We start from the raw sequence: 26,114 nt of genomic DNA, 5'->3' as shown, positions 1-26,114 counted from the left end.
TTTGAAAATAGCTTTAGTTATTTTTTAGGTAAATAATACAAAACAATACGTTGGTCTTTGTTCAGGTATTTTTTAGCCACATCTCTAATTTCCTCTCTGGTAATCGATTTAATTACATCAAGTTCTTTATTTATGTCGTTTGTATCCTTATTGTGAAAAGTATATCCGTTAGCCAAATTTTCTGCCACGCCTAGCATTCTGCTGTTTGCACTCACATAACTGTTTTCAAATTGATTTTGAAGTTTTTTGTAATCGCTTTCGCTGATTAAATCAGTTTGTAAGCGTAAAACTTCTTCATCAATATCTTTTAATAAATCGTTAAGCGGCGTGTTTTTATTTGGTAAAGCTAAAGTGATGTACGCACCATAATCTTCAAGCGTGTAGTTAAATGCAGCAACTTGTAAAGCCGTTTTCTTTTCATCAACCATTTTAGTACTTAATCTAGAGCTTCCTCCGCCAGATAAAATCGAGCTTATCATACCTAAAACCTTATTTTCTCTACTCTTCATTCCAGGTACGCGGTAAGCTGCAAAAATTGCCGGTATTTGGATGTTCGCATCGTAAGCTGTATCAATAATTTGCTTTTTAATCTCAGGAAGAACAATCTCTTTTCTAACGATTGGTGCACCTTTTGGCACTTCGTTAAAATATTGTTTTACCAAGCCTTTAGTTTTTTCTACGTCTAAATCGCCTGCAATAGTTAATACTGCATTATTCGGCACATAGTATTTTTTAAAGAATGCAATAAATTCACTAAGCTTTGCAGCATCTAAATGCTCCATCGAGCCAATTGGTTGCCATCTGTAAGGGTGACCATCAAAAAGATGCGTAAAAATTTTCTCGGTGAATTTTCCGTACGGAGAGTTATCAATCCTCATACGTTTTTCTTCCTTAACAACTTCGTTTTGAGTTTTTACACCAACTTCATTAATAATTGGATGTAACATGCGTTCGCTTTCCAACCATAAACCTAATTCTAATTGGTTTGATGGGAAAACCTCGTAGTAAAATGTACGATCTTGTGAGGTGTTGGCATTATTCTGGCCACCATTACTGCTCACTAGTTTCATAAATTCTCCTCGTTTAATGTTTTTAGAACCTTCGAAAAGTAAATGCTCAAAAAAGTGTGCAAAACCAGTTCGTTCTGTTTCTTCATCTTTTGAGCCTACATGGTACATTACCGATACGGCTACAACTGGAGCAGTTTTGTCTTGATGTAAAATTACATGCAAGCCATTGTCTAAATCAAATTCCGAGAATTGCACTTTTTGAGCAGAAGCACTAAAGCACAAACCGGAAATGGCAAGAGCAAAAAGAAATCTTTTTTTCATTAGATAATTTGTTTGTTTTTGAAATCGTTGGGTTTGATTTCGTGGTTTAAAAAATATTAATAATCACTTGAGAATTGTAACTAAACAAATAGGAGATTCGGCTAAATTATATAATTATCACAAAAAAAGCGAGTGTTTTAGCTCGCTTTTTTATATGTTCTGATATTATCGCCAGGTTTTGTATTGATTTATCAATCCATTGGTTGAGCTGTCATGGCTGCCAACTTTTTCGTTTCCTTCCAGCTCTGGCAAAATTTTCTTAGCCAATTGTTTACCTAATTCAACACCCCATTGGTCAAAACTGAAAATATTCCAGATAATGCCCTGTACAAAAATTTTATGCTCGTACATGGCCACAAGGCTACCTAATGTGTAAGGCGTAACTTTTTTCAATAAAATTGAATTTGTCGGCCTATTGCCTTCAAAAACTTTAAAAGGCGCTAGCTTTGCTATTTCATCTGCATTTTTACCATCTTTTTTTAATTCTGATGAAACTTCTTCTTCCGTTTTACCATTCATTAAGGCTTCGGTTTGAGCAAAGAAATTCGATAATAAAATAGGGTGATGCTCGCCTAGCGGATTTAAACTTTGTGCTGGTGCTATAAAATCTGCAGGAATAATTCTGGTTCCCTGGTGTATTAATTGGTAAAATGCATGTTGGCCGTTTGTTCCGGGTTCACCCCAAATAATCGGACCAGTTTCATAATCAACCTCATTACCATTTCTATCTACATGTTTACCATTGCTTTCCATATCTCCTTGTTGGAAATATGCCGCAAAGCGATGCATGTATTGGTCGTACGGTAAAATAACCTGCGTTTCTGCATTGTAAAAATTGATGTACCAAATTCCCAATAAGCCTAAAATAACAGGCATATTGCTTTCAAATTCTGCATCTTTAAAGTGATTATCTGCCGCATGCGCACCTGCAAGTAATTGTTTAAAATTATCAAAACCGATACTTAATGAAATTGATAAACCAATTGCACTCCATAAAGAATAACGACCGCCAACCCAATCCCAGAATTCAAACATATTTTCTGTATCAATTCCAAATGCAGAAACATCCTTCGCATTGGTTGATAAGGCTGCAAAATGTTTAGCAATGTCGTTTTCTTTACCACCCTTTTCTAAAAACCAAGAACGGGCAGAATGCGCATTAGTCATGGTTTCTTGCGTTGTAAAGGTTTTAGAGGCCACTAAAAATAATGTAGTTTCTGCGTTTAAACCGGCCAAGGTTTCAGCAATGTGTGTTCCATCAATATTTGAAACGAAATGGATGTTTAAATGATTTTTGTAGTGCTTCAAAGCTTCGGTAACCATAACCGGACCTAAATCAGAACCACCAATACCAATGTTTACGATATCAGTTATTGCCTTGCCGGTATATCCTTTCCATTCGCCACTGATAATACTGTTGCTAAATTTCTCCATTTTAGCAAGCACGGCATTAACATCAGGCATAACATCTTTACCATCAACTAAAATCGGTGTGTTGCTTAAATTACGCAATGCGATGTGAAGAACAGAGCGGTCTTCTGTTTCATTTATTCTATCGCCATTATACATCGATTTTATGGCTTCATCCAGTTTGCACTCACGGGCAAGCTGAATCAATAAAGCAAGCGTTTCTTCCGTTATTCTGTTCTTGCTGTAATCCAGTAAAATGTCTTCAAAAAATAAAGAGAACTTCGAAAAGCGGTCTGCATCTCCAGCAAATAAATCCTTTATGCTTTTCTCGTTGATATCTATAAAATGATCTGCCAAATATTTGTAGGCTTCCGTTTCGGTAAAATTTATTTTTGGTAACATAGTATTTTTGTTTTTTGTAAAAGTAGTAAAGCAAACTTTTAAAAGTATTCTTTTTTTGTTCAAAAAAATTCATTTTTTATTTCTGATAAAGAATTAACTTGCGGTAAACATCTCCTAAATTACTAAGCATCCTATTTTGTAAACATTAATTAAAAATGTTATGTTAGAAAATTTGAGTGAATTGGTTCGAGAGAACGTACAGGAAAGCGTTGTAAACAATAGCGCAGTTCCAAATGAACAAAATGAGGCCGTAATTCAAGCAGCTTCAGGTTCTATTTTTGATGCTTTAAAAAATCAATTGTCTTCTGGCAATATTGGTGGTTTGGCAGAAATTTTCAATACCGGCAATACGGAAAATTCGCCAGTTACTGCGCAGGCAGCAGGGAGTTTTACAGATAAGTTGGCTGGATTGGGCATTAATGCAGAAACGGCTAAAACATTAGCAGCAACAGTTATTCCGGTAATTTTAAGCAAGCTCACCAAAAAAACTGCCGATCCAAATGATAGCTCTTTCAACATTCAGGATGTTTTAGGAAATCTTGCTGGCGGTGCGGATGGAAAGTTTGATGTTGGCGATGTAATTGGTATGTTTAACGGCGGTAATCAGGCTCAAGGCGGTAGCGCTCAACAGTCTGGTGGTATTATGGATAAGCTTAAAGGCTTATTTAATTAAAACTTTCTCACTAAAGATATTAATTTGAATATCTTTAGTGATTTTAAAATCAAACTAATGCTCCACTCTAATAAAATTAAAACATTACTCGTAATACTTACGAGCTCATTTTTATTTTCTTGTGATAAAGAAGTTGAAACAATTGTTGAAACAAAAACCATAAGAGATACTATAAGGATTATTGATACATTAAATATCGATAGACCAATAAATTTCAAAGCTACCAAAGGCGTGTATGGTTCGAGAATTACCCTTTCGTGGACGCCCATGCCGCTTGCTCAGAAATATCAGATATGGAAATTTAATGGCTCGACCCAGAAATATGATCTGTTTAAAGAGCTTGCAGATACAACATTTGATGATGCTAACATTAGCAAAGCGCTAACTAAAAACTTTTATAAAGTAAGAACCTTTAACAGCACTTCTGTATATAGCCGTTTTAGTGATGCAGATTTTGGATACACCTCTGGTTTAAATTATTACAGAGCATCTTTCTTTGGTTCTGAAGGAACCGGGCCTACACAGTTTAATTTTACAATGCATATTGAAGTTGATAAAGCAGGCAATATTTATGTCAGCGATGAGGGTGCCAATAGAGTTTTAAAATTCGATCCGGCTGGTAAATTTCTCGAACAGTTTTACACCGGTTCTGGAGCACGGGCAATTGCATTTTTACCTAATGGAAATTACATTGCAACCAGAACACAAAGCAATAGCTATGTTCAAATATTTAATGCCAATAAACAACTGATAAGAGAGTGGGGAACCTACGGCACTGGCGATAGTAATTTTGGTAACATTGAGTGTTTAACTTTGGATGATGAGCAAAATATTTGGATTGTTGATGGCGTAAATCATCGAGTAAAGAAGTATGATATTAATGGAAACCTTTTATTAAAATTTGGGCAGCAAGGTAGTGGTAACGGAGATTTTAATGCACCTTTCGGTATTTGTTATCTCAATAATAAAATATATGTTTCTGATACCAGAAATAACAGAGTTGAAGTTTTTGATAAGGCCGGAAAGTTTTTAAAGATATTTCCGGTAAAAGGCTATATACACGGAATGAGGACAGATGGTACAAACCTATTCTTAGCTAATTCACCAGGTTATGTTATAAAAACAGATGAAAGTGGTGATGTTCAGGAAAAAATTGGCGAAGGTACTTTTAACAATTTAGTAGATATGGCTATTGGCCCGAATGGAGAAGTTATTACTTGCGATGTTTATGGAAGAAGGATTTCTATATTTAAAAAAGGATAAAATGTTTTTACAGATAGTTTAATTAATTTTAAATAGTATTCAATAACTATAAATTCCTTTCATGAAAAAAATCTATTCTCTATTTATCATTTTAATTTCTACTCAACTATATGCACAAAAAAGTACATTAAATGTTGCAGTTTCAAAAAAGGCTGATGCCATCGAGCAGAAAGTAATAACCTGGCGTAGAGATTTTCATCAACACCCAGAATTAGGTAATACCGAAACCAGAACTGCCGGGATTATTGCTAAACACCTGGAAGCATTGGGGATTAAGGTAACTACTGGTGTTGCAAAAACCGGGGTAGTTGGGATTTTGAAAGGTGGTAAACCTGGTCCGGTGGTTGCTTTAAGAGCAGATATGGATGGTTTGCCTGTTACTGAAAGGGTAGATGTACCTTTTGCATCAAAAGTAAAAACTCAATACAACGGACAAGAAGTTGGGGTAATGCATGCCTGCGGACATGATAGCCATGTTGCAATCCTGATGGGTGTTGCAGAAGTGCTTGCTTCTATGCAAAAGGATATCGCCGGAACAGTAAAATTTATTTTTCAGCCTGCAGAAGAAGGTGTTTCGGCTGGCGAAGAAGGTGGAGCTGCTTTAATGATAAAAGAAGGCGTTTTAGAAAATCCAAAGGTTGATGTAATTTTTGGCCTGCACATTAATTCTCAAACCGAAGTTGGCGATGTTACCTATCGCCCCGGTGGAACAATGGCGGCAGTAAACGATATGAAAATAACGGTTACCGGTAGGCAGGCGCATGGTGCTTACCCATGGAGTAGTATCGATCCTATTGTAATTTCTGCACAAATTGTAAATAATCTGCAAACCATTGTGAGCAGAAATTTAAATGTTACTGAAAACCCCGGTGTAGTAACCATTGGTGCTATTAATGGTGGTGTGCGTTCAAATATCATCCCAGAGAAAGTGGAAATGCTTGGTACAGTTCGTAATTTTAGCAAAGAAGATGAAGCAATGTTTATCGAAAGAATAAAAACAATTGCTACCAAAACAGCTGAGGCTGGAGGTGGAAAAGCAGAAGTTAAAATTCCTTACAGCAATCATTATCCCGTTACCTTTAATAATATCGCATTAACAGAAAAAATGCTGCCTAGTATGCAGGCAACTGCCGGGTCAGCTCATGTAAAACTTAAACCACCTGTAACCGGTGCAGAAGATTTTTCTTTCTTCCAAGAGAAAGTTCCAGGTTTATTTGTGTTTTTAGGTGGAATGCCGAAAGGAAAAGATCCATTAAAAGCGCCTTCGCACCACACCCCTGATTTTTATTTGGATGAAAGCGGATTTGTATTGGGTGTTAAATTGCTATCGAGTTTAACGCTTGATTATATGTCGATGAAGAAGAACTAACTTTAAAGATTCCGTTATTGCGAGTCACGATGCAATCTAATTTTCGTAGAGATTGCTTCGTGCCTCGCAATGACGGAGTTTTCTGTGGTATTTTTATATACTATCGCTGCTCAGGATGCTAGCAAAGCGCATCTAGATAGACAAATCGTTATTGCAAGGCACGAAGCAATCTATTTTGTTTTAAAGATCGCTTCTCCGAATTGTCGGGGCAGGCTGTGTCCCGTAATGTCCGGCTAGGTTTATAAAGAATTAAGCAACTAACACATTTACTAATCAGCTAATTTATATATTTGTCAACATGACTAAAGAACAAATACAGGATTTAAGAGACAGAATAACGTCTCTGAGGAGGCATCTTTGACGTCGACGAATTACTTTACGCTATTCGCGAAGAAGAAAAATTAACAATGGCGCCTGATTTCTGGGAGGAGCCAAAAAAAGCAGAAAAAATTCTTGCAGAAATCAGTTCAAAGAAAAAGTGGACAGATGGTTTTGAAAAGGCAAACAGTGCAGTAGAAGATGCTGCGGTAATGTTTGAGTTTTTTCAATCTGGCGATGCTACCGAAGCAGAGTTAGAAGAACTCTTCGAAAACAGTAAACAAATCGTTTCTGATTTGGAACTGAAAAACATGCTTCGTACTAAAGAAGATCAGCTGTCAGCCGTAATGCAAATTACAGCTGGTGCAGGCGGTACCGAAAGTTGCGACTGGGCATATATGCTTATGCGTATGTACATGATGTGGGGCGAAAAAAATGGTTATAAAATCACCGAACAGGATAGTCAGGAAGGGGAGGTTGCTGGTATTAAATCTGTAACCCTGCAATTTGATGGCGATTTTTCTTATGGCTATTTAAAAGGAGAAAATGGTGTTCACCGCCTAGTGAGGATATCTCCATTCGATTCTAACGCCCGCAGGCACACTTCATTTGCTTCAGTTTATGTTTATCCGCTTATTGATGATACCATTGATATAAATATTAACCCTGCTGATGTGGAGTTTGAAACATTTAGAGCGGGTGGTGCGGGTGGACAAAACGTAAACAAGGTGGAAACCGCAGTTCGTTTATACCATAAACCTTCGGGCATTATTATTAAAAACCAGGAGTCGAGATCGCAGTTGCAAAATAAGGAAAATGCTTTGCGTTTATTAAAATCTCAGCTTTACGAAATTGAACAACGCAAGCGTAACGAAGAAATCGCTGCTATTGAAGGTTCAAAGAAAAAAATTGAATGGGGTTCGCAAATTCGCAGTTATGTATTGGATGATAGAAGAGTGAAAGACCATCGAACAAATTTCCAAACCTCAAATCCAGATGCCGTTTTAAATGGCGATATTGATGGTTTTTTAAAGGCCTATTTAATGGAGTTTTAAATCTATTTTTATGAAAAAAGTTTCCCTTTTGTTTATCTTAAGTGTATTGCTCATGTTAAAATCAAATGCACAAGAAGTTATTCCGTTGTATATTGGAGTGGTTCCAGGTTCAAAAGTTTCTACAACTTATACCGAAGTTATACAAAAGGGAAGCGATGGCATATCGAGAATTAGTAAGGTAACCGAGCCTACACTAACCGTTTTTGAAGCTCCGGCTGATAAAGCAACCGGTACGGCTGTAATAATTTGCCCGGGTGGTGGTTATGGCATTTTGGCTATAGACCATGAAGGTTATAACGTAGCCAAACGATTTAATGAAATTGGCGTAACTGCATTTGTGTTAAAATACAGATTACCCAGCGAAGAAATAATGGTTGATAAAACCTACGCACTTTTGCAAGATGCGCAGCAAGCAATCTATTTAGTTCGGAAAAATGCTAAAAAGTATCGTGTAAAAAGAAATAAAATCGGGATGATGGGCTTCTCCGCAGGTGGACATTTGGCTTCAACTTTATTAGCGCATTACGCTGATATCAAAATTGAAGACAAAGAAAAAGTTAATCTTCGTCCTGATTTTGGGGTTTTAGTTTACCCCGTAATAAGTTTCGAGGAATCGGTACACACCGGAACCATGAAAAACTTATTGGGTGCAACGCCAAGCGATGAATTAAAGCACTATTTCTCTGCAAACCAAAACGTAAATAAGAAAACGCCACCAATATTTCTGGTTCACGCAAAGGATGATAAAACAGTTCCGGTTGCAAACAGCATTCTGTTAAGCGAAGCTTTGAAAAAGAATGGCGTTAAAACAGAACTTTATCTTTATGAAAAAGGCGGACATGGCTTCGGTTTAAAAAATAAAACTTCAGATGTAGATTGGTTTAACCTAATGGCCGATTGGATGAAGAAGGAAAAATTTTAAATCCGTTATAAGGATTTGAAAATTAAAGGTTAATCACTTTTGACTAAACCAGCCCCGCTAAACGCTGTAGCCCTCATTGCATTTCGGGGCTGCCGCTTATATCGGGTTTAGACACGAGGGTTCTTCGCCCAGACATTAAAAAAAGCGAAAGTTTTTGCCATTTAGCCCCGGTTGCAGCGATACCCTGCAGCAAGTAGGGAACCAACTGCGAAGCCTGTCTGCCGGACAGGCAGGCGTATATGCGAAAAACGGGAAGCAACTTTAAAAATTGTACTGTTTTTGCGCTTCAAAAACTAAGGTTTAATGGCTTTATCTATTTCATTTAACAAACCATTTTCGTAAGCATCTTCGGTTAGTTCCCAAAACATAATGCCGTTTAGTTTCTGGTCTATAACATACTTGGTTTTCAAAGCTATAGATTTTTCATCATCAAAACTGGCTATGCGCTTGGTTTGGGCATTGTAGTAATAGGGCGCTTTAGCCACATCGTCCCAAAAATATTTATAGCCATTTGCTTCGGTAAACTCTGTTTTAAAAGATTTTGAGGCAATGCCACGCAAAAATTTAGTGGGTTGGTACAAGCCGTTATTTGCATCGGTTGTGTTTTGAAAAATTCGGGCGTAAAACGCAGCACCTAATGCAATTTTATTGGCCGGAACACCATAAGCTTTCATCGCATTTATTGCAAAATCTGCAGAAAGTTGTTGCTGAGGTGTGGAGTACAATGGCGTATGGTGACCGCTAACGGTAGCGTATCCGCTCACTAAATCGTAACTCATTAAATTAATGCGGTTAACTAAAGGCATTACCTTGTTCCACTCAAAGCAAGAATCTATGCAGTTTTTGGTTCCGCCTGCGGCGAAACTAATTTCAGCTTTTTTGCCCAGGCTTTTGCGTAATTCTTTTACCAATTCGGTAAAGTTTTGCTTATCGGCTTCTTCATATCTATGCCCCGGATGCCCAACTACTGCAGGATATTCCCAATCAAGATCAATACCATCTGCTTTAAAATAATCTAGAAGCGTTTTGGTTGTTTTGGCGAAAGTTTTTCGGCCGTTGGCCCTGCTAAAAACTTCAGAACATGGCGCACAACCACCCCAACCACCTAAGGCAATCATAACTTTTAAATCTGGATTGCGTTTTTTTAAACCAACCATTTTTTCGATAAGGGAAGAATCTTTTGCAGAACTGATGTGAATACTATCGCCTTTCAAATGTGCAAAGCTATAAATCAAATGGCTTACCTTTTCAATAGGGAAACTATCGATTACGGTACCATTACCGGTATAATAAGCGATAACATTTGGTTTAATTGATTTTTGTGCGCTAAGCTTCGCCGTGATGGCTATGCAAACAATAAATAATAAGATAGGTTTTAATAGATTTTTTATCATTTGCAATTATTTTTTAATCTGTTTTAGTATCGTCTTTAATTAAATTTTGCAGTTGATTAAGCTCTGCCACTTTATCGGTTGCACCTGCGTTTTCATAAGCAGAAATCAAATTTCTCAAAACCCTGCGGATAATATCAGTGTTGCTGCATGGACGATAATATTCGGGCATTGGTTCTAAATTTAGCTGACGTAAAAACTGATCAACATCGTGCTTGCCGAAAATATTGCCACGATTAAAGGCATTGATATAAAAGAGCACACCGTATTCTGTGCTTTCCTGCTTGCTTTCATCAATAAAGCCAAGTATAAAATGCTGCGGTAAATTAATGCCGTAAATTGGTAAATCCAGCTTTTGCGCAAGGGTAGAGTATATAATCGCAAGCGTAATTTGATTGCCTTTTTTACTTTCTAAAACTTGACTCAGGTAAGAATTTTGCGGGTCGTGGTGGTTTTTTGTGTTACCGCCAAAGCCGTATTGCTGATAAAGGATATGGTTTATTAGTTTCACTTTCTCAACCGAACTCATTTCGTATTGTAAACCAAGCCAAATATCACGCTTAATTTCTTCAAGCTGATTGATAACTTTCTGCTCGTCTAAATCGGGATATTGATAACGATTAATGATTAAAGCGCCTTGTAATAAATCAAAAGCGCCACTTAAGTACCATAGATTTAAATCTTCTTTTACGGTATTAAATTGTATTTGATGAACGATGTTCTCGATTCTTTCCTGCATTAAACCATCAAAAGATTGCTCCCAGGCGTTTTCCAGAAAATGAATAACTTCTCCGCCATACTCTAAAAGTTTCTTTTCTACGTGCTGGTAAACTTCCTGATCAGGATCATCAAGTAATTTTACTAATGCGCTTATCTCTGCGTTATTTTCCATAAAAAATACATTGGTTTGCGGCGTTTAATTACTTTTGCAATATATGATAATTCAATTTATTACAGATTATTTAAAACACCGTTTAACGGCAAAAACCCGACATGGAACGCACTCGCCATTCGTTTACAAGCTTGCCGACGATGTAATTTACGATTTTACCGAGAAATCTGAATATGAAAATATAGAAGCACAACGAAAAAAACTTTTTAATGACGATTCTGAAATCACGGTTACCGACCTTGGCGCAGGTTCGCACTTAAATAAAAATAACGTAAAAAAGGTAAGCCAAATTGCTAAAAATGCACTTAAAAGCCCGCGGCTTGCTAAATTGATTTATCGCCTTGCAAAAAATACAAAGCCAAAAACTGCAATAGAATTAGGTACTTGTTTAGGCATTACCTCTGCTTATTTATCGGCAGCCAATCCCGAAGCACAAATTATAACTATTGAAGGTTGTCCACAAACGGCAGGCGTGGCAAGCAATAATTTTAAAGATTTGGCTTTGAATAACATCGAACTTCATGTAGGTAATTTCGATTTAATTTTACCTGACATTATTGCCAAGCAGCCAACTTTAGATTTTGTGTACATTGATGGCAATCATAGAAAGGATGCAACTCTAAATTATTTTAAATGGTGCTTACCAAAAGTTACAGAAAATTCTTTGCTCATTTTTGATGATATTTATTGGAGCAAAGGCATGAAAGAAGCTTGGGAAGAAATCAAAAACCATCCTGATGTTACCGTTACAGTAGATTTATTTTGGATAGGATTGGTTTATTTTAAAAAAGGGCAGGCAAAAGAACATTTCAAATTAAAATTTAAGCAATAAAATTTAATGGAAACTGAACCAAAATTGACCGGCATACAAAAAGTTTCGGCGTTATATATTTTATTGCTGAGCTTAGGCACCGGATTGCTTGCTTATTTTGGTTCTTTTTTGTTAAATATGGATGGTTTAACACGCATTATGTTCGGTTGGGATGTATTTTGTGTGATTTTGATATCGCTTCATTGGTATATGTTTTTTAATACAACAGCATCAGAAACACACTTAAAGGCAAAAAAACAAGATGAAACCAAAGGTGAAATCTTCGTAATTGTAGTTGTTTCTACCTTTGCCGGGATGTTAGCGGTTATTCTGCTATTGCTCGATAAAAACATTAAAACGCTCGACTTGATAATTGCAATATCTGGTATGTTTTTATCCTGGTCGCTGATGCATACTACTTTTGCAATGCGTTATGCTCATTTATTTTATGGCGATAGTAAAACTAAAAAAGGTGGTTTAGAATTTCCTAATGAAGATGCACCTGATTTTATAGATTTCGCCTATTTTTCTTTTGTTATCGGGATGACTTTTCAGGTTTCTGATGTCGAAATCTCTGCTCGAAACATTCGCAGATTGACCTTATTGCATAGTATAATTTCTTTTATTTTTAACACTGTAATTGTTGCGCTAACCATTAATGCGCTTGCAGGTTTAAGTAAGTAGGTTTTAAGTTTTACGTTATAAGTTATAAGTTTTGGGTTTGTTAAACTTGTAGTTTGTGAGTACGTACAAAATAGCCTCCGTTTCTTATTGTCGCTAAGTTCAAAGATTCCTCGGCTTCGCTCGGAATGACGGTTATGGGTTTTTGTTGTCTCTAAAACCTTGGTTCCTGTCTCAACAGATTCTACGTCTTGCTAAACAGTCCGTTAATTTTAAACCCGCAGCCCCGAGTTTTTTCTACGAGGGCTACAGCGAATGGCGGGACTTCAAATCGCCAAGAACGACTGAAATTCGTTTTCAATAAATTTTAATTGTCTGAAAATCAGGTAAATAATATTTTAAACTGATTTTTACGTTTAATAACTTATTTTATAGTTGTATAACTGAAAAATAAGTTATAAGTTTGAGTTATGGAAGAATTAACCAAAACGGAAGAGCGCATTATGCAGGTTTTATGGAAATTAGAAAAGGCATTTGTAAAAGATATTATTGATGAATTGGATGACGAGCCAAAACCACCATACAACACCATCTCATCAATTGTTCGTTTGTTGGAAAAGAAAGGCTATGTTAATTATAAAGCTTATGGCAAAACCTACGAATATTTTCCATCCATCAGCAAAGAAGATTATGCTAGAACCACATTTTCTAAAATGATTTCGGGGTATTTTAATAATTCGCCTGCAAGTTTGCTATCCTTTATGGTGAAGGAAGAAAAATTGAGTGACAAGGATATAGAAGAGATTAAAAAGATTATTAACGAAAACTCGAAATCATGATTTTACTCTATTTGCTAAAGGTATCGGCTTGTACATTAATATTTTTTACAGCCTATAAATTATTGCTTAGTAAGCTTACGTTTTTTAAGCTTAATAGGATTTATCTACTGAGTACACTTTTCATCAGCTTTGCTATTCCGGCGATAACGATAGAGCATCAAAAAGAAGTAATTATTCATCAAGCTGCACCAGCTCAAAATATAGTTTATAGCAATGATAACGGGTTTGAGAAGGATTTTGTAGGTGATGAAAAGGCTTTTATTAAACTGAATTGGGCGCAAATACTAGAATACGGATACTATTTTGTTATTGCTGGATTATTAATTCGGAATTTATTTTTGATGGGTTACATAGGGCGCATTTTAAAGAAGTTTACGATTTCAAAACACGCTTCAATTATTACTGTAAAGTCTGATTCCAAAATCAAAAACTGTTCTTTTTTTAACAAGATAATTATTGATGCTGCTTTGAAAAATGATGAACGAGCATTGGTGATTAAGCACGAATTGGTTCATGTTAACCAGGCTCATGTTATTGATAAACTGATTGTAAATGCGGTTGCCTGTATTTTATGGCTAAACCCGGTAATCTATTTTTGGCGAAACGAGATTTACAGCAACCATGAGTTTTTAGCCGATGAAGAAACGGCTGATTCTGCGGATAAAAAGCAATATGCCTCCTTGCTCTTGCAATTGGCCATGCCATCGAACAATTTAATTAACAGTTTTAGTAAGCTTCCATTAAAGAAAAGAATTATGATGATGTATAAAAAACCAAATTCGAATTTGCAAAAATCCACCTATCTGATTGCTGTTCCAATAATTTCTTTTTGCTGTCTGGCTTTTGTAAATCAGAAAGAAATTGTTACAATGAAAGTTGTTGCTCAAAAAAATGCAGGTAAAAAAGATATTGTTTCGGTTAATAGTGAGAACACAATTTCACCTGATATTAATGAGATTGCTCGTACGGCTGCGAATAGAATTAAGGAAGATACCCTTACACGAACTAACCATAACTTTTTGAGTGGTGTTGCAGATAACAACTTAGGTTTAAATGCGCCAACTGAAAATGTAGAAATCAACGCAGAAGTTAAAAAACTCAATTTAGCCAAGGATTTAGTTTTGGTTATTGATGCCGGCCACGGCGGGCAAGACGGTGCATCGAAAAGTCAATCGGGGATTAAAGAAAAAGATCTGAATTTAAAAGCAGTCCAAATTCTTAAAGAGGAAGCTGAAAAAAGAAATATTAAAGTTGTACTGACTAGAGATAAAGATAAATTTATACCACTAAGAGATAGGTTACCAAATGAATCTGCTACTGCTTTTATCTCGATTCATCATAACAGTATGCCAAGGGCAGATTTGAAAGTTCCATTTGAGGGGATTGAGGTTTTTGTTTCTCAGTTAAATCCAAATATTAAATCAGCTGAACAGTTTGGTACTGACGTTTTGAAAAGTTTAAATCAACTTAATGGTATAGAAGTACGCGATTCGTTGAAAAATGCGAACCTATTGGTTTTGAGAGAATCAAAAGTTCCGGCTTTGGTTGTAGAACTTGGAAACATTAGCAGCGAAAAAAGCCTTGCTTATGTTAGCGACGAAGCTAATTTAAGACGAATCAGTAATCTGATATTAGATGGCTTTTTGAAATTCTCGAAGTCTTAAACTATCATGTTTTTCTTAGCTTTAAGTAACTGATGCACAAAATCTTTGCTTTTATATTTTTTTTTAGCATTGCCTTTAAAGCCAAAGCCCAATTCAAAATTGCTGGTGAATTAAGCTTAAATGGTAAGAATGTTGCAGAAGTAACTATAAAACTAACTGGTGATAAAACTAACAAAATAACCCAAAGTGATACTTTAGGGCGATACATTTTTAAAAATTTAGCTCCAGGTAATTACACCATTGATTTTTCTTCAATTCAGACGGGCAAAAGCAAAATTTCTGTCCTGCTACAAGCTGATACCCTTATCAAAACCACCTTGGAACTTGTTTCTAACAATCTTCAAGAGGTTCAGGTAAATTCAAGAAAGCAGTTAATTGAAAGAAAAGTTGACCGTATAGTTTACAACGCTGAAAATAGTGTGGCTGCTATTGGAACAGATGCGCTGGAATTATTAACTAAAGTGCCTGGTGTAAGGGTAATGAATGATAGGATTTCTTTAGTTGGAAAGGGTGCTGTTAATGTTATGGTTAACGACAAACTGATTCAGCTCTCCGAAGATGAACTTTCGAATTACCTAAAGTCTATTTCATCAGATAATGTTGCCAAAGTTGAGGTTATAACCAATCCTCCTGCCCGATACGATGCACAAGGAAATAATGGATTAATCAACATTGTTTTAAAGCGAAATAATACCGAAGGTTTTAAAGGCTCGGTAAATATGAGTTACTTCCAGGCAACCTACCCAACCTTTGCTACGGGTGGAAATCTAAGTTTTAAAAAAGATAAGCTAACATTATTTTCAAACTTTAATATCCGCAAAGGTTCATTGGTTCCTTTTGAGCAAAGCGATGTTTTTTATCCTCTTCAAACCTGGAATGTGGTAAATAAGGATAGAAATTTCAGAACAGTTCCAAGCATACAAATAGGTGTAGATTATCAAATAACAAAAAAGACTACAGCTGGCGTTTCTTATAATGGCGGATTGACTGATTTTCATTCGATCGAGAATATCAAAACAACGATTTTTAATTCCGCTGGAAGTATTGATTCCTTTCTTAATTCTGATGCAAACGCTAAAATTAAATCGAATTTTAATACAGTTGGCTTTTACCTCAAGCATAATTTAGATTCGGCCGGGAAGCAGTTGATGATAACAGGAGATTGGTTTAAATATACTGATAATAGAAATCGGTTTTTTAACAATACAAGTTACGCAGGTAATGGTCTATATATTGCAAATTCGCTTGCCGAATACTTATCAGAAAGCAATCAGAATATAAATTTATATACGCTAAAAGCTGATGTTGATTTTCCTTATAAGGCTTTTAATATTGCTTTTGGCGCAAAAATCAGCTTTATTCAAAACCAAAGTGGTTTGGCATTTTACAAAAAACTTGACAATGTCTATCAACCAGATTTAAATCAGCTCAATCAATTCGATTATAACGAAAATACTCAGGCACTTTATTTGAATTTAAATAAGAAAACTAAAAAATTCGATTTTCAGTTTGGTCTAAGAGGAGAATATACACAGTTGAACGGCAGCTCTGCTAACCAAAATAATAACAGTCGTTATTTTCAGCTTTTTCCAACTGGTTTTATAACTTATAAACTTAGTGAGAGCAGTTTGTTCACTGCAAGTTATGGTCGGCGGATTAATAGACCGGCTTACCGAAAATTAAATCCTTTCCGCTGGTATAGCAATCAGTTTGTGTATGCCGAGGGAAATCCTTTTCTTCAGCCATCATACAGTAATAACATAGAGTTATCGCATACTTATAAAGATGTATTTACCACAACTTTATCTTTTAATAAAATAACCGATGGCTATAATGATGTGAATTTTGTTGATGCAAATTCCAATTCGCAGGTTTTAAAACCTGTTAATTTTATTAAAGGTTACAGTTATCAAATGAGTAATTCAATAGTTTTGAATAATTTGAAATGGCTGCAGAGTATAAATCAAGTAGATGTTTTTTATAATTTATCTCAATCGAATATTCCGCAAACGGTTAGAGATTTAAGTGGCTTCGGTGCGTACTTTTCTACTTCAAACCAATTTACCATTAATAAAAAGAAAACATTTTTTACTGATGTAAATTTCTGGTATCAGTTTCCTGCGGTTGATGGACTAAATAAAAATAGAAGCCAATATAATCTTGATTTGGGATTGAAGGCATTGCTTTTAGATAAAAAGCTGCAATGCGCTATTAATTTTACAGATGTGTTTAAAACAAATAAATTCCGCTACAGTAGTTTGATTAATAACATTTTGCAAACTTATAATAACTATTACGATAATCAGCAATTGCGATTAAGTGTTCGATACAATTTCGGAAATCAAAAAATTAAACAAGCAGAACGAAAAGCAGGAAATGAAGAGGAGCGAAGGAGAAGTAATTGATGGAAGGTAGAAGATGTAAGAGGTAAGATGGGTGATGTAAGATGTAAGATGGGAAATGGAAAATGGACGATTTGCCCGTCATTGCGAAATCAATTCTTCATTGATTGAAGTAATCTCATCGTCAAAAATATTTTTTCAGAGAAGATTGCTTCGTGCCTCGCAATGACGACAACGCTAAAAATACCCTTATATTGATTTTGAATTTTACATCCCTTAAAAGGCTTCCGAAATGCTAATATAAAATCCACTCTGGCGTTTTTCATTAAGTCTTTTTTCGCCAACGCCATAATCTAAACGTACACTAATTCCTTTTTCAGGATCGAAGAAATACCTAAAGCCTGCGCCATAATTTGGCTTGAATGAATTGGTTGAAAATTCATCAAAACCCCAAACGGTTCCTGTGCCTGCAAAGGCGGTAGCGCCAAACCGGTTGTTGTAGCGGTAGCGGAGTTCGCCTTGAAAAGCCAGTAAATTTTTATCGCGATACCTACCACCGTAATAGCCTCGCATTATTTCATCATTACCCATTTGCGGTAATAAATAAACAGGAGTATTGTTGCCCATTACCGTATTGTATAGTCCTTGTACGCCAATTACAAAGCTCTTGTTCAATCGCCAGAAATTTCTAACATCAACTTTTATCTGGCTTCCGATAAAATTACCTTCTGAAAAAATATTTGGTGCATATTGGTATGTTCCTCTGGCAAAAAAACCTTTTGTTGTGTAATTGTTGTTGTTTCTTGAGTCGTAACCTTGTGATAAACCTAAGTACAAAACGCTTCCGGTTCTGTTACTGTAATATGGATTGGCATTAAAAATACCATCTGCAACCACATCTTTGTATTCATAGTTTTCAAAGCCTAACGATACGCCTGTGTAGACCTTTGGTAACAATTGTTTTTCGGCTTGTAGTAAAACCTTAATTTGCTGCTGAATTAGTTTATCCTCATTCTGTTCCTGAGTATTGTTTCCAACGCCGTAGAAATTAAAAGGCATACGTTTAAATCGTAATTCGCCAATGTAATGAAGCTTATTTCCTTTGCCCCAAATGTCAACTAATGAACTCATGTTATATGCTTTCAATGTTGAATAATTTAGGTTTAAGGTTAATGATGATGGACGATTTGTGGTGTCTAACCTATCTGCATAAAAACCTACAATAGCACCTACACCAAACTGAAAGCCGGTTTCTTGTGCATAACCAAAAGATGGGATTGGTAAAAAACTGGCTTTGCGTGAAGTGTCTTTCTCGTTAGAAAGCAGTTTTTTAATCAGTTTCATTTGGGCGAATGAACTTCCAGATAATAGAATAAATAGTAAGAGGAAATAAATTTTTTTCATCGGCGCAAATTAAATCATTTTTTATTTAAGATTTATTTGTGCGGATTAAGGCTATGAATTTATGACGGTGGCAAGGCTTTCTGCAAATTTTAGTAAAAGCCATACCACTTAAACCGGATTGACGGGGAAAGCGCCCGATTTTTTTTCGGGCCTTGTACCAAAAAGCCGGGCTGCTTAAACCTATGAATACTGAGATTGCTTTCCAAATCTTAATAGCGCATCTTAATTTTAATCAATAAAGACATAAGTTTTATCGTTTCGGGCTAAATGCCTACTTTTGCGCAAAATAACACAGAACAAAATGAGCAATACAAGAGGACCAATATCTCAGTTCATGGAGCGTAATTATCTCCATTTTAATGCTGCGGCTATGATGGATGCGGCCAAAGGTTACGAAACGCATTTAGATGAGGGTGGTAAAATGATGATCACACTTGCTGGTGCAATGAGTACTGCAGAATTGGGTATTTCACTTGCAGAGATGATTCGCCAGGATAAAGTGGCTATAATTTCTTGTACTGGTGCAAACCTTGAAGAAGATATAATGAACCTGGTTGCGCACTCACATTATAAGCGTGTACCTAACTATCGCGATTTAAGTCCGCAGGATGAGTGGGATTTGTTAGAAAACCATTACAACCGCGTTACGGATACCTGTATTCCGGAAGAAGAAGCTTTTCGCCGTTTACAAAAGCACATTCAGAAAATTTGGAGTGATGCTGAAGCTGCAGGCGAGCGTTATTTTCCACACGAGTTTATGTACAAAATGCTTTTAAGTGGAGATTTAGAGCAGTATTACGAAATTGACCCTAAAAACTCATGGATGTTAGCGGCTGCTGAGAAGAATTTACCAATTGTTGTACCGGGCTGGGAAGACTCTACAATGGGTAATATTTTTGCTTCTTACGTGATGAAAGGCGAATTAACTGCAACTACTGTAAAAGGTGGTATTGAATATATGGGATGGTTAGCCGATTGGTATATTGCAAACAGTGGTGGTAAGGGAATTGGTTTCTTCCAGATTGGCGGTGGTATTGCCGGCGATTTCCCGATTTGTGTTGTGCCGATGCTTTATCAGGATATGGAAATGGAAAATATTCCTTTCTGGAGCTATTTCTGTCAGATATCTGATTCGACCACTTCTTATGGTTCTTATTCTGGCGCTGTACCAAACGAAAAAATTACCTGGGGTAAATTAGATATTCATACACCAAAATTTATTGTAGAAAGCGATGCGACAATTGTTGCGCCATTAATGTTTGCCTGGATATTAAAACAATAATTATATAAATAACAAAACCAAATTGGTTTTGATGATGCCCATTAGAGATGAACTTCGAAAATGGGCATTTTTATTGGAGAATACGCATAAAACTGCATTTGTTTAGAATGATTATAAATTGTATTTCAAGTCAGTATTATGTCATGGGATTTATTAATAAGTTATACTTTTGTTCAAGTTTTGATGGAACTACTTCAGTTTAGGCATCAATTTCACAACAAAAAATAAATTAAATAAGTATAAAGTGTTCATTATGAGAGATATCTCGATGATTTTAAAAAACGTTTGGAAGTCGTTATTCCTGTTTTCGGCCATTTCTGCAATAGCGGTTTCTACCGTTAATGCGCAAGATGCTGCGAATGGAAGAACACTTTTCAAAGCAAAATGTACATCGTGCCACGCATTAGATCAGAAAATGGTTGGTCCTGCCTTAACTGGTGTGAGCGATCGTCACTCTGAAGAGTTCCTTTTAAAATGGATTCCTAATTCGCAAGGATTAATCGCTTCAGGAGATCCTGATGCTGTTAAGCTTTTTAACGAAAATGGTAAGGTTGCCATGACTTCATTCCCTGAGTTGGATGAAGAAAAGGTAAAAGACATTTTAGCATACATTAAAGAAGGCGAGCCTAAACCGAAAGGTGATGCTGCTGGTGCAGCCGGTGGTTCTGCTGCTAAAGATGAAAATACATCAGGCTTATCAATTGCTGGTATTGTAGCTATCGTTGCCATTGCCATTGTTATTTTAGTGATTTTAGGTCGTGCTTCTAAATTATTAGAGCGCTTAATTTTACAAAAACAAGGCATTGAGATTGAAGAAGATGTGCCATTAAAAGTTGGTGTGCGTAAAATGTTCAAGAACAAGAAATTTGTAATGTTCTTCATATTATGTTTAATCATTGCTTTAGGTTCATGGGGTTGGATGGGTATGTGGAACACTGGTGTTCACACAGGTTATCAACCGGTACAACCAATTAAATTCTCTCACGAGTTACATGCAGGTATCAATCAAATCGATTGTCAATATTGCCACAATGGTGCGTTTAAATCTAAAAATGCTACTATTCCATCATTAAATGTTTGTATGAATTGCCACAAAGCAGTACAGGCAAGAGATAATTATGATGGTGAAATTTCTCCTGAGATTAAGAAAATTTACAATGCTTTAGGTTACGATCCTGAAACTCAAAAATACGATAAGAGTAAAGAAAAGCCAATGGAGTGGGTACGTGTACACAACTTACCAGACTTTGCTTACTTCAACCACTCTCAACACGTAGTTGTTGCTGAAGATGCCATTCGTAAGGCAAAAGGATTACAGCCAACTGAGCCTGTATGTTTCGCTTGTCACGGTCCGGTTAATACAATGGAAGAAATTTATCAATATTCTCCATTAACCATGAAATGGTGTATTAACTGCCACAAAGAGACAGATATTTCTGGTCAGAAAAATAATGCTTTCTACGCTAAAGTAATCGAAGCGCATGAGAAAATTAAAAAAGGCGAGAAAGTTACACCAGCGTTATTGGGTGGTTTAGAGTGTGGTAAATGCCACTATTAATTGTAGAGTTTTTAAGAAACGTTCGAATAAACAGTAATATAGCTTAAATGGAAAGCAACAAAAAATACTGGAAAGGCTTAGAGGAGTATAAAAATACACCCGATTTTGTTAAGAATAACAAAGACGAATTTGCCGAGCCACTTCCAATAGAAGATGTTTTAAATGAAGCAGGGTTAAGTACCGTTACCCCACGCCGCGACTTTTTAAAGGCGTTAGGTTTTGGTTTAGGTGCAGTTACTTTAGCAGCATGTCAAACAGCCCCGATTCATAAATCTATTCCTTACTTGGTAAAACCAGAAGAGGTTACACCGGGTATTCCTAACTATTATACTTCGAGCTTTAACGGCCAAAGTATTTTAGTAAAAACAAGAGAAGGTCGTCCAATCAAAATCGAACCAAATCCTAATGCGGGCGAATTTAACGTTGGTACTGATGCAAGAGCACAGGCTTCTGTTTTAGATTTATATGATGTATCTAAATTAAAAGCACCGGTTCTTAAAAATGAAGAAACTACATGGACTAAAATTGATAGCTATGTTAAAGGTGAATTAGCTAAAGCGCAGGCCGGAGGTAAAAAAATCCGTATTGTTGCTTCAACAGTTAACAGTCCTTCAACAAATGCTGTTTTAGCACAGTTTGTTACAAAATATCCTGCTGCTAAATTAGTTCAGTATGATGCTGTTTCTTATACAGGTATTATTCAGGCTAATCAAAATAGCTTTGGTAAAGCAGTTTTACCAAAATACAATTTTAACAAAGCCGATTTAATTCTAAGCTTTGGTGCTGATTTTTTAGGTACATGGATTAACGGTGAGGAGTTTACTGCTCAGTATACAGCTAACCGTAATTATAGATCTTTAGAAGGCAAAAAAATGAGCCGCCACATTCAGTTCGAAAGTGGAATGAGCTTAACAGGTACAAACGCAGATACTCGTGTTCCTGTTAAATTATCAGAAGAAGGACCGGCTTTAATTGCTTTATACAACGCAATAACTGGTCAGGCTTTACCTGGTGGTACTTTAGGAAATAACGCTACTGCTGATAAAGTAATCAAATTAGCGGCAAAAGAATTAGTGCAGAGCAAAGGCAAAGCATTAGTTGTTTGTGGGTCTAACGATGTTTCTACTCAAATTTTAGTAAATGCTATTAACGCCGCTATCGGAAGTTATGGTACAACAATCGATTTAGATAATCCTTGTTTCTTATATGCAGGTAACGATGCTGAATTTAATGGCTTGGTTGCTGAGATGACTCGTGGTGAAGTTGGTGCTGTTTTATTCTTAAACAGTAACCCTGCTTACGATTATTTGGATGCAAAGAAATTTGAAGCGGCATTAAAAAATGTTCCTGCTAAAATCTCTTTCGCTGATAGAGCCGATGAAACTGCTTCATTATGTGATGCAATTGCAATCAATCATAATTATTTAGAATCATGGGGTGATGCAAATGCTTATGAAGGTTATTACTCAATCGTACAACCAACAATCAACCCTGTTTTCAATAGCCGCCAGGCAGAAGAAAGTTTATTAATCTGGGCCGATGCGCCTATTAAAGAATACTACCAGTTTGTACGTAACAACTGGGAAACCAAAATGCTTCCTGCACTTGGCTTAACCTGGTCGGATGTTTTAGAAAAGGGTGTGATTACTGTGCCAGCAAAACCAGCCGGAGCATATTCATTCACTCAATCTTTAGCGCAGGTTGCTACTGCAATTGCAAGTAGCAGCAAAGCATTAAATAAAGATGTTCAGCTTCAGGTATACGAGAACATTCCAATGAGGGATGGTAAAAATGCTAACAATGCATTCTTGCAAGAATTACCTGATCCGGTTTCAAAAGTAACATGGGATAACTATGTTGCACTTGCACCTAAATTTGCAGAATCATTAAAAGTTAAAGAATTTGATGTTGTAACTGTAAAAGGAAGCAACGGATATTCAGTTGATTTACCAGTTCTTATCCAACCCGGACAAGCGCAAGGTACAGCTTCAATAGCCTTAGGTTATGGCCGTAGTAAGGTTGGTAAAGCGGGTAATGATGTTGGTAAGAATGCATTTCCGTTCGTATCGTTTGTTAATGGTACTATGCAGTATGCTACAACTGTTACGATTACACCAACTGGTGGATATTACGAATTGGCGCAAACACAAACACACCACTCTTTTGAAGGTCGTGCAGTAATAAAAGAAGCAACGTTTAAAGAATACTTAAAAGATGCATCAGCCGGTAACCATAAAGGTGACCACAAAAACTACGACCTTTGGGACGAATATGAAAAACCAGGTAACAACTGGGTTATGGCTATCGACTTAAATGCTTGTACAGGTTGTGGTTCTTGCGTAGTGGCTTGTAATGTAGAAAATAATATTCCTGTTGTTGGCCGTGATGAGGTTCGCCGTCGTCGTGAAATGCACTGGATACGTATCGACCGTTATTATAGCTACGAAACACCAAATGGTGATGTAACAAAAGAAAAAGAGATTGCTAAGTTAGAGGACTTAGATCATGTTTCTGTTGTTCACCAACCAATGTTATGCCAACACTGCGACCACGCTCCATGCGAAACAGTTTGTCCGGTATTGGCAACAGTTCACTCATCGGATGGTTTAAACCAAATGGCTTACAACCGTTGTGTGGGTACTCGTTATTGTGCAAATAACTGTCCGTATAAAGTACGTCGTTTTAACTGGTTTAACTACTGGAATGATTCACGTTTCGATAACTATTTAAATAACGAGTTTACTCAATTAGTTTTAAATCCTGATGTAACTACACGTTCACGTGGTGTTATGGAAAAATGCTCTATGTGCGTTCAACGTATTCAGGCAGGTAAATTAAAAGCTAAAATAGAGAAACGTCCATTAAAAGATGGCGATATTAAAATGGCTTGTCAGGAAGCTTGTTCAGCAAACGCAATCATATTTGGCGATTCAAACGATCCTAATTCAGAAGTTTCAAAAGCTTTACGTTCAGAGCGTATTTACTATGTTCTAGAAGAAATCAACGTGAAACCTGGTATCGGATATATGACAAAAATTAGAAATACAGATACAACAGTACAAGCGTAAGCTTTAGTATAAAGAAAATACAAATTATGTCAGGACATAACGAATCAATACTTAGAGAACCATTAATTACCGGCGATAATATCACGTATGCAAAAATTACGGATGATATTTTGAGCCCGGTAGAAAACAAGCCAAACAAGGCTTGGTGGATTGGTTTCATCGTTTCAGCATTAGGTGCATTACTTTGGGTAGTAGCTGTTAGTTACACTTTTTGGAATGGTATCGGTGCATGGGGCTTAAATAAAACAGTTGGATGGGCTTGGGATATCACCGGTTTCGTATGGTGGGTTGGTATTGGTCACGCCGGTACACTTATTTCGGCAGTGCTATTACTATTCCGTCAAAATTGGCGTAACTCAATTAACCGTTCTGCAGAGGCGATGACAATCTTTGCCGTTATCTGTGCCGCAACTTATGTCGTGTCTCACATGGGCCGTCCGTGGTTAGCATACTGGGTTTTACCTTTACCAAATCAGTTTGGTTCACTTTGGGTAAACTTTAACTCACCATTGGTATGGGATATGTTTGCAATCTCAACATATTTCTCTGTATCATTATTATTCTGGTACACAGGTTTATTACCGGATATTGCTACAATTCGCGACCGTGCTGTAGGTACACGCAAAAAAATCTATTCTATTTTCTCTTTCGGCTGGACCGGAAGTGTTAAAACATGGCAACGTTTTGAAGCGGTATCATTAATTTTAGCAGGTATATCTACACCACTAGTGCTTTCGGTACACACTATTGTATCAATGGACTTTGCAACATCAGTAATTCCGGGATGGCACACTACAATTTTCCCTCCTTACTTCGTTGCTGGTGCGATTTTCTCAGGTTTCGCGATGGTATTAACCTTATTATTGGTTGCCCGTAAAGTATTAGGTCTAGAAAATTACATCACCATGTTCCACATTGAGTCGATGAACAAAATCATCATCTTAACAGGGTCAATCGTAGGTGTAGCTTACTTAACTGAGTTCTTCATTGCATGGTATTCAGGTTCTGAGTATGAGCAATATGCCTTCATCAACAGATCTACTGGTCCTTACTGGTGGTCGTACTGGATGATGATGACTTGTAACGTAATCTCTCCACAGTTGTTATGGTTCAAGAAAATTCGTTTAAGCATCAAGGCTACCTGGATTTTATCAATCGTGGTAAACGTGGGTATGTGGTTTGAGCGTTTCGTAATTATCGTTACTTCATTACACCGCGATTATATTCCATCGAGTTGGGCAATGTTTTATCCAACATGGGTTGATATCAGTGTATTCGTAGGTTCAATCGGACTATTCTTTACTTTGTTCTTATTATTCTTAAGAGTATTACCATCAATTGCAATTGCAGAGGTTAAGTTATTATTAAAAACTGCGTCTGAGCAAGCGAAAATGAAACAGATTAAGGAAGGTCATGAGAATAAAGAGTATGTAGCTGAATACATAGAATCTTTAGAGAAATTTGATAGTGTTAAACAAGAAGATTACGCAAAAATATAA

At 36.4% G+C, this 26,114-nt stretch carries 19 protein-coding genes; 14 read left to right on the top strand and 5 right to left on the bottom strand.

From position 1 onward, the window contains the following. Window positions 1–17: 17 nt before the first annotated feature. Together LUA90_RS11040 and pgi are read right to left on the bottom strand one after the other, a co-directional pair. Window positions 18–1,331 carry a pitrilysin family protein gene (locus LUA90_RS11040; protein WP_231460333.1) on the bottom strand — a complete coding sequence of 438 codons (1,314 nt, stop codon included), beginning with the start codon at window positions 1,329–1,331 and terminating at the stop codon, window positions 18–20. Between the two features lie 165 nt (window positions 1,332–1,496). Beyond that, window positions 1,497–3,143: a glucose-6-phosphate isomerase gene (gene pgi / locus LUA90_RS11035; RefSeq protein ID WP_231460332.1), complete on the bottom strand. Its 1,647-nt coding sequence runs from the start codon at window positions 3,141–3,143 to the stop codon at window positions 1,497–1,499. Between the two features lie 160 nt (window positions 3,144–3,303). On the opposite strand from pgi, the gene LUA90_RS11030 reads away from it, so the two are divergent. The 5 genes from LUA90_RS11030 (at window position 3,304) to LUA90_RS11010 (ending at window position 8,743) form a co-directional block, all read left to right on the top strand. Beyond that, window positions 3,304–3,816 carry a hypothetical protein gene (locus tag LUA90_RS11030; RefSeq protein WP_231460331.1) on the top strand — a complete coding sequence of 171 codons (513 nt, stop codon included), beginning with the start codon at window positions 3,304–3,306 and terminating at the stop codon, window positions 3,814–3,816. 57 nt (window positions 3,817–3,873) lie between these two features. Next, complete coding sequence (locus LUA90_RS11025; RefSeq protein WP_231490994.1) at window positions 3,874–5,079, top strand: NHL repeat-containing protein; 1,206 nt, start codon at window positions 3,874–3,876, stop codon at window positions 5,077–5,079. Window positions 5,080–5,140: 61 nt separating this feature from the next. Then, window positions 5,141–6,448 (top strand): amidohydrolase, encoded by a 1,308-nt coding sequence (locus LUA90_RS11020; RefSeq protein WP_231460329.1) that lies wholly within the window; start codon window positions 5,141–5,143, stop codon window positions 6,446–6,448. A 298-nt stretch (window positions 6,449–6,746) separates the two neighbouring features. Beyond that, a protein-coding gene (gene prfB / locus LUA90_RS11015) for a peptide chain release factor 2 (protein WP_231460328.1) occupies window positions 6,747–7,821 on the top strand; the annotation gives its coding sequence in 2 pieces (ribosomal slippage) (window positions 6,747–6,806 and window positions 6,808–7,821; 1,074 coding nt in all). Window positions 7,822–7,831: 10 nt separating this feature from the next. Further along, complete coding sequence (locus LUA90_RS11010) at window positions 7,832–8,743, top strand: alpha/beta hydrolase (protein ID WP_231460327.1); 912 nt, start codon at window positions 7,832–7,834, stop codon at window positions 8,741–8,743. 293 nt (window positions 8,744–9,036) lie between these two features. Here the strand turns inward: LUA90_RS11010 and LUA90_RS11005 are convergent, their stop codons facing one another. Next, entirely contained in the window at window positions 9,037–10,137 is a 1,101-nt protein-coding gene (locus tag LUA90_RS11005; RefSeq protein ID WP_231465788.1) for a glycoside hydrolase family 18 protein, read from the bottom strand. 13 nt (window positions 10,138–10,150) lie between these two features. Continuing rightward, on the bottom strand, window positions 10,151–11,026 hold the full coding sequence (locus LUA90_RS11000) for a transglutaminase-like domain-containing protein (protein ID WP_231465787.1): 876 nt from the start codon (window positions 11,024–11,026) through the stop codon (window positions 10,151–10,153). A 43-nt stretch (window positions 11,027–11,069) separates the two neighbouring features. Between LUA90_RS11000 and LUA90_RS10995 the strand changes: the two genes are divergently transcribed. From LUA90_RS10995 to LUA90_RS10975, 5 genes are all read left to right on the top strand, one after another. Next, a complete protein-coding gene (locus LUA90_RS10995; RefSeq protein ID WP_231465786.1) occupies window positions 11,070–11,858 on the top strand; it encodes an O-methyltransferase in 789 nt (262 codons plus the stop codon). A gap of 6 nt (window positions 11,859–11,864) precedes the next feature. Next, a complete protein-coding gene (locus LUA90_RS10990; protein WP_231465785.1) occupies window positions 11,865–12,521 on the top strand; it encodes a DUF1345 domain-containing protein in 657 nt (218 codons plus the stop codon). Window positions 12,522–12,928: 407 nt separating this feature from the next. Continuing rightward, on the top strand, window positions 12,929–13,297 hold the full coding sequence (locus LUA90_RS10985; RefSeq protein ID WP_231465784.1) for a BlaI/MecI/CopY family transcriptional regulator: 369 nt from the start codon (window positions 12,929–12,931) through the stop codon (window positions 13,295–13,297). Then, the gene (locus LUA90_RS10980) at window positions 13,294–14,961 is read left to right on the top strand and encodes an N-acetylmuramoyl-L-alanine amidase (RefSeq protein ID WP_231465783.1); all 1,668 of its coding nucleotides are present in this window, start codon (window positions 13,294–13,296) and stop codon (window positions 14,959–14,961) included. Before LUA90_RS10985 ends, LUA90_RS10980 begins: the two co-directional genes overlap by 4 nt. A 32-nt stretch (window positions 14,962–14,993) precedes the next feature. Next, a complete protein-coding gene (locus LUA90_RS10975) occupies window positions 14,994–17,366 on the top strand; it encodes an outer membrane beta-barrel family protein (protein ID WP_231490993.1) in 2,373 nt (790 codons plus the stop codon). 213 nt (window positions 17,367–17,579) lie between these two features. Here the strand turns inward: LUA90_RS10975 and LUA90_RS10970 are convergent, their stop codons facing one another. Further along, window positions 17,580–18,707 carry an outer membrane protein assembly factor gene (locus LUA90_RS10970; protein ID WP_231465781.1) on the bottom strand — a complete coding sequence of 376 codons (1,128 nt, stop codon included), beginning with the start codon at window positions 18,705–18,707 and terminating at the stop codon, window positions 17,580–17,582. A 301-nt stretch (window positions 18,708–19,008) separates the two neighbouring features. Between LUA90_RS10970 and LUA90_RS10965 the strand changes: the two genes are divergently transcribed. The 4 genes from LUA90_RS10965 (at window position 19,009) to nrfD (ending at window position 26,114) form a co-directional block, all read left to right on the top strand. Continuing rightward, window positions 19,009–19,989, top strand: coding sequence for a deoxyhypusine synthase family protein (locus LUA90_RS10965; protein ID WP_231465780.1), 981 nt, complete (start codon window positions 19,009–19,011; stop codon window positions 19,987–19,989). Window positions 19,990–20,242: 253 nt separating this feature from the next. Then, entirely contained in the window at window positions 20,243–21,547 is a 1,305-nt protein-coding gene (locus LUA90_RS10960; protein ID WP_231465776.1) for a c-type cytochrome, read from the top strand. Between the two features lie 47 nt (window positions 21,548–21,594). Beyond that, a complete protein-coding gene (locus tag LUA90_RS10955) occupies window positions 21,595–24,615 on the top strand; it encodes a TAT-variant-translocated molybdopterin oxidoreductase (protein ID WP_231490992.1) in 3,021 nt (1,006 codons plus the stop codon). 26 nt (window positions 24,616–24,641) lie between these two features. Beyond that, window positions 24,642–26,114 (top strand): NrfD/PsrC family molybdoenzyme membrane anchor subunit, encoded by a 1,473-nt coding sequence (gene nrfD, locus LUA90_RS10950; RefSeq protein WP_231465772.1) that lies wholly within the window; start codon window positions 24,642–24,644, stop codon window positions 26,112–26,114.

The organism is Pedobacter sp. Leaf170 (assembly GCF_920984665.1).
GTDB lineage: Bacteria > Bacteroidota > Bacteroidia > Sphingobacteriales > Sphingobacteriaceae > Pedobacter.
Note: the sequence above shows the minus strand (reverse complement) of the source record. Positions and strands in the feature narration are given on the sequence as shown.

What these genes read in the sequence shown, in the direction of transcription:
- LUA90_RS11040 (WP_231460333.1), bottom strand. Translation starts at nt 1,331, where the DNA reads ATGAAAAAAAGATTTCTTTTTGCTCTTGCCATTTCCGGTTTGTGCTTT.
- pgi (WP_231460332.1), bottom strand. Translation starts at nt 3,143, where the DNA reads ATGTTACCAAAAATAAATTTTACCGAAACGGAAGCCTACAAATATTTG.
- LUA90_RS11030 (WP_231460331.1), top strand. Translation starts at nt 3,304, where the DNA reads ATGTTAGAAAATTTGAGTGAATTGGTTCGAGAGAACGTACAGGAAAGC.
- LUA90_RS11025 (WP_231490994.1), top strand. Translation starts at nt 3,874, where the DNA reads ATGCTCCACTCTAATAAAATTAAAACATTACTCGTAATACTTACGAGC.
- LUA90_RS11020 (WP_231460329.1), top strand. Translation starts at nt 5,141, where the DNA reads ATGAAAAAAATCTATTCTCTATTTATCATTTTAATTTCTACTCAACTA.
- LUA90_RS11010 (WP_231460327.1), top strand. Translation starts at nt 7,832, where the DNA reads ATGAAAAAAGTTTCCCTTTTGTTTATCTTAAGTGTATTGCTCATGTTA.
- LUA90_RS11005 (WP_231465788.1), bottom strand. Translation starts at nt 10,137, where the DNA reads ATGATAAAAAATCTATTAAAACCTATCTTATTATTTATTGTTTGCATA.
- LUA90_RS11000 (WP_231465787.1), bottom strand. Translation starts at nt 11,026, where the DNA reads ATGGAAAATAACGCAGAGATAAGCGCATTAGTAAAATTACTTGATGAT.
- LUA90_RS10995 (WP_231465786.1), top strand. Translation starts at nt 11,070, where the DNA reads ATGATAATTCAATTTATTACAGATTATTTAAAACACCGTTTAACGGCA.
- LUA90_RS10990 (WP_231465785.1), top strand. Translation starts at nt 11,865, where the DNA reads ATGGAAACTGAACCAAAATTGACCGGCATACAAAAAGTTTCGGCGTTA.
- LUA90_RS10985 (WP_231465784.1), top strand. Translation starts at nt 12,929, where the DNA reads ATGGAAGAATTAACCAAAACGGAAGAGCGCATTATGCAGGTTTTATGG.
- LUA90_RS10980 (WP_231465783.1), top strand. Translation starts at nt 13,294, where the DNA reads ATGATTTTACTCTATTTGCTAAAGGTATCGGCTTGTACATTAATATTT.
- LUA90_RS10975 (WP_231490993.1), top strand. Translation starts at nt 14,994, where the DNA reads ATGCACAAAATCTTTGCTTTTATATTTTTTTTTAGCATTGCCTTTAAA.
- LUA90_RS10970 (WP_231465781.1), bottom strand. Translation starts at nt 18,707, where the DNA reads ATGAAAAAAATTTATTTCCTCTTACTATTTATTCTATTATCTGGAAGT.
- LUA90_RS10965 (WP_231465780.1), top strand. Translation starts at nt 19,009, where the DNA reads ATGAGCAATACAAGAGGACCAATATCTCAGTTCATGGAGCGTAATTAT.
- LUA90_RS10960 (WP_231465776.1), top strand. Translation starts at nt 20,243, where the DNA reads ATGAGAGATATCTCGATGATTTTAAAAAACGTTTGGAAGTCGTTATTC.
- LUA90_RS10955 (WP_231490992.1), top strand. Translation starts at nt 21,595, where the DNA reads ATGGAAAGCAACAAAAAATACTGGAAAGGCTTAGAGGAGTATAAAAAT.
- nrfD (WP_231465772.1), top strand. Translation starts at nt 24,642, where the DNA reads ATGTCAGGACATAACGAATCAATACTTAGAGAACCATTAATTACCGGC.